Raw genomic sequence first — 3,701 nt, 5'->3', positions numbered from 1 at the left:
TTTCTTGGTCATGGTAAACTCCTGTGAATACGCTTAGTTTACCAAGTTTAGTTGTACGGTTTCTTCAGCATAGCTCAGTAGTGTGTTAGGAGGACTAATAGGTTCGGAAGTAGGTGAAGCTCTATATGAAGAGGCGGAGGAGTTTACTACATGGAAGGTATTGTGAAAAAAAGAGAATTATGGTCAGCATTATCTGAATTATTTGTTGATAATGAAATAAATTACGATGCTATTGCGAAGAAAGTTCAAAGTTATTCTTTAGATACAATTGAATATTCATTGTTTTATGAAGTAGCCCCTATTTGTTCACTAAATTTTTCAAGCGTTATACCTGCTGTGTGGTCTTTTTTTGAGATTGACACTATTGCACCATTAATTGAACAACATATCTCAAGATATAATAATGAAAAATTATATAAATTAAAAGCTGACTTTTTAGTAAAGTATTATAAGTTTCACTATAAATCAGAATGGTTGGAATTACAAAAAGAGATTATTTTTTTGAAAAACAATTGAAATACTTAGAGGTTAACCAATAACAGGGATGGTTATGTTTAAATATAAACTTCTAAAAGTAACCTTAATATTAGCATCACTATCTTTTTCAACTACTGCCTGCCAAGCAGAAAAAGAGAGCACTATGCCTGATAAACCTTTAGAAATTTCATTAAACATGACAGCTAAAGAGTTATACGATGCCAACCCTGAGTATAAAGCGTTTCAAGAAGGAGACGCTCAACCTATGGGAGCCACTTTCCAAGGTTACGACTTTCCAAGATATAAAGAGCCTACTGTCATTATCAAATATCCTAATGGTGAATTTGCTATCGATGGTGTTATGTCAGTCTTAGCTTATGAGGATAATAAACAAGAAAGTTATAAACTCTCTAAAATCAATCTTAGTTTTTTATTCAACCATAAAGTAAGCGGTATATCAGATAAAGATGCTTATAAAAAAATGATATCTTTCTTTAAAGAGCTACAGAATAAAGGTTGGACACATGCTAAAACTTTAAGTGAACCTCGTTTAAGCCCCAAAGATAGCTTTACATTTGCTACTAAAGAAGATGGATATGCCTTCAGTCTTAACTATACTTATCCATTAAGTTTTGAACAGTGGTTGCAGCTCGATGATCTACAAACATGGCAACTGCGACATGGTACAGATGTATTTATGAATATTAGAATGAATAGACAAACAGATTCATCCACAGGTAAGCGTCATTACCTGATTAGTTTAGAGGTTTTCAATGAAGTAGAGCTACTACTACAAATCGTTCCGAATGATTATGATGAGCCTTTGACTAAAGAATACAGTAAGCTTTATGACAAACTACCTGAAGCTAGACTCTTTATTGAAACTGAAGCTATTAAAATGGGATTAAAGATTCAGCAGAACCAACCTGACTATACCCTACCACTCGTACTTAAAGAGACAGGTATCGATACCAGCAAATCTGTATCAATTGACCCTTATAAAATTACCTACGAGGATTTTATTAAGCGTCAAGAGGCGGGCGAAGACATGACGCCGTACTATGAAAATAAAACCAAACCCAATAAACCTGAAATTACTAGTCAAGCTCGAGGCCGTTGCCTAGCTGGTCAGCCCTGCCCTAAGTCAGGCTACTGGTTCACGCAAGCAAAATCTGACAGTCGTGCTTACTTTAAGCAAGGCGACATCATGCCAGACTATCCAAACAATAACTGGGGTGAGGTGATTTGGCAATTTGACGCTGAAAAAGGGTAATTAATATATTATTTTATTCAAGCCACCCTTGGGTGGCTTTTTATATTTATTAATCTCTACTCAACCGCAAACTCACGCACAGTCTGGACAACATAACTATCAACAGCACACCCCGACTCTCACCCAAACTGGTCTTGGCGGTCAGCATCTAGCAGAACGTTTAACACAGTTGGCAACGGGCTTGGGTAGATCGGTTAATGATCACAGTGTCATCAAAACACAGTTAGAGAATATCAGCAACGAGCAGCAAACCAAAACCCATCAAACAACGCCCTACACCCTTATCGATAGCGCAGCAGATAGTAGTTACGTCAGTGAAGACCTGCTGATCCAACGGTCGATGGGTGAGATGATCAGCACTACCCAGCAAGATATGAGTATCAGTAGTGGCGATAGTCATCAACAAGTCAGTAGCGAGTCTCTAAATATCATAGCAGATGGTCAGTTTAGTATGACCAATGCCAAAGACAATATCATGCTGTCTGCGCACACGGGTAAGCTTGAAGCGACCGCTAAGCAAGATGTCAACATTGCCTCCTCGACCAAAGAGGTTGAGGTCGTAGCCACCAATAAGATTACGCTGACGGCTGGTGGTGCCAGGATCACGCTTGATGGTGCTGACATTACGATTGCAGCGAAACAGTTTACGGAGAAAGGTGGCAAGCACAGTAAGGCTGGAGGTGGAAATGATGGGCTTGGGTTGGCGGGGTTGCCTAGTTTGATAGCTGGTGCGATGTATAAAGCAAAGTTCAAATTTGCAGACGATGATGACATTGCTTATGCCAATACTCCTTATATTGCTATTAATGAGGATACGCAAGAGACCTTTGAAGGTATAACTGATGCTGAGGGAAGTACAGAGAATTTCTATAGTTCTGACTCCAATAAGATTAAAGTGCATCTAAGAAATGAAGACCCTTGGGGATCTATTGAACTTTATAAAGTTAAATTTAAGTTTACTGATGATGATGGTAACCCGTATAGTCATGTTCATTATCGTGCAGTATCTGAGGTAAAAGAGTTAATTTATTTTGGAACTACTAATGCTGAGGGTGAAACTGCAAACCTTGTATCATCAATTGAAGAAAACTTTAATGTTCATCTTTATCTATCAACGATTGGAGATTAGTAGTTATGCAGATTATGCGTAAAGAGTCGAGTGGCAAAACAACTGCTGACGGCAATAATATAGATGTAAAAATAACCAGAAGAAACTCAAACTTAAAGGTTTGTCCTATTATTAATAATTTAGTGTTTAGTGACATAAGTTTGAGGTGGCTTGAAAGTATAGACTCACGTATAGAATCAGCTAGCTGGTTAAGTAAAATTTTACCTGCCGCATTTGCAGGACTCTTATTTACAAAAAGACCTGCTGGCGGGAGGACATCATCTGGAATACCAATTAACTCAATTTGGGGTATATCGGCAAAAGCAGAGTTAGAAGCAGCCATAAAACCTGCCCCTCGAAAAATAGACGGAGCTAACTGGGTATTATTTGCAGAAGCAATGGGTAGTGTTGATCAAATAAAAAGGAACATGGTTGAAAAGGATGCTTATCGGGCTATTTTAGAATTAGAATCTGATGGCTATTCTAAACACAATAATGAAATAAAATTCTTTAAAGCTATTGCTGAAGGATGTATGCCATGAAATATATTAAATTATCATTAATATGGAGTATGACATTGTTATGCATCTCGTGTTCACAGTTCATAGGTGCTAGTGAACATTCTTTAGCTCTAGATAGAGCAGTTCAAACTATGAATGATGCAGTAGATTTGTGTGAAGAAGATAAAAACTCTATTAAAGATCCTGAACTAGATGATTTAAAAGCTATGAGCAAATTTTCTGAAAATACTATCAATGCTTATATAATACCCCACTCTCAACTTGAAATAAGCAAATCAAACTGAAGAGGCGGATTACCAAGTTTTTTGTTGAGTACAAAGCA

General features: G+C 37.3%; 5 protein-coding genes. All 5 read left to right on the top strand.

The annotated features are described in order from the left end of the window. Positions 1-150 precede the first annotated feature (150 nt). From AAEY80_RS14120 to AAEY80_RS14100, 5 genes are read left to right on the top strand one after another with little or no spacing between them, the layout of a single operon-like run. Positions 151-516, top strand: coding sequence for a DUF7079 family protein (locus tag AAEY80_RS14120; RefSeq protein WP_025652071.1), 366 nt, complete (start codon positions 151-153; stop codon positions 514-516). 34 nt (positions 517-550) lie between these two features. Next, on the top strand, positions 551-1,750 hold the full coding sequence (locus AAEY80_RS14115) for a hypothetical protein (protein ID WP_156915641.1): 1,200 nt from the start codon (positions 551-553) through the stop codon (positions 1,748-1,750). Between the two features lie 28 nt (positions 1,751-1,778). After that, positions 1,779-2,879, top strand: coding sequence for a DUF2345 domain-containing protein (locus AAEY80_RS14110; protein ID WP_025652069.1), 1,101 nt, complete (start codon positions 1,779-1,781; stop codon positions 2,877-2,879). Positions 2,880-2,884: 5 nt separating this feature from the next. Beyond that, on the top strand, positions 2,885-3,400 hold the full coding sequence (locus AAEY80_RS14105; protein WP_025652068.1) for a hypothetical protein: 516 nt from the start codon (positions 2,885-2,887) through the stop codon (positions 3,398-3,400). Beyond that, the gene (locus AAEY80_RS14100) at positions 3,397-3,663 is read left to right on the top strand and encodes a hypothetical protein (protein ID WP_350588501.1); all 267 of its coding nucleotides are present in this window, start codon (positions 3,397-3,399) and stop codon (positions 3,661-3,663) included. The genes AAEY80_RS14105 and AAEY80_RS14100 overlap by 4 nt, the downstream gene beginning before the upstream one ends. Positions 3,664-3,701 lie beyond the last annotated feature (38 nt).

Source organism: Psychrobacter sp. 78a-MNA-CIBAN-0178, from assembly GCF_040309625.1.
Classification (GTDB): domain Bacteria; phylum Pseudomonadota; class Gammaproteobacteria; order Pseudomonadales; family Moraxellaceae; genus Psychrobacter; species Psychrobacter okhotskensis.
The sequence above is the reverse complement of the archived record's forward strand: the minus strand, read 5'-3'. Positions and strand labels throughout refer to the sequence as shown.

What these genes read in the sequence shown, in the direction of transcription:
- AAEY80_RS14115 (WP_156915641.1), top strand. Translation starts at nt 551, where the DNA reads ATGTTTAAATATAAACTTCTAAAAGTAACCTTAATATTAGCATCACTA.
- AAEY80_RS14105 (WP_025652068.1), top strand. Translation starts at nt 2,885, where the DNA reads ATGCAGATTATGCGTAAAGAGTCGAGTGGCAAAACAACTGCTGACGGC.
- AAEY80_RS14100 (WP_350588501.1), top strand. Translation starts at nt 3,397, where the DNA reads ATGAAATATATTAAATTATCATTAATATGGAGTATGACATTGTTATGC.
- AAEY80_RS14120 (WP_025652071.1), top strand. Translation starts at nt 151, where the DNA reads ATGGAAGGTATTGTGAAAAAAAGAGAATTATGGTCAGCATTATCTGAA.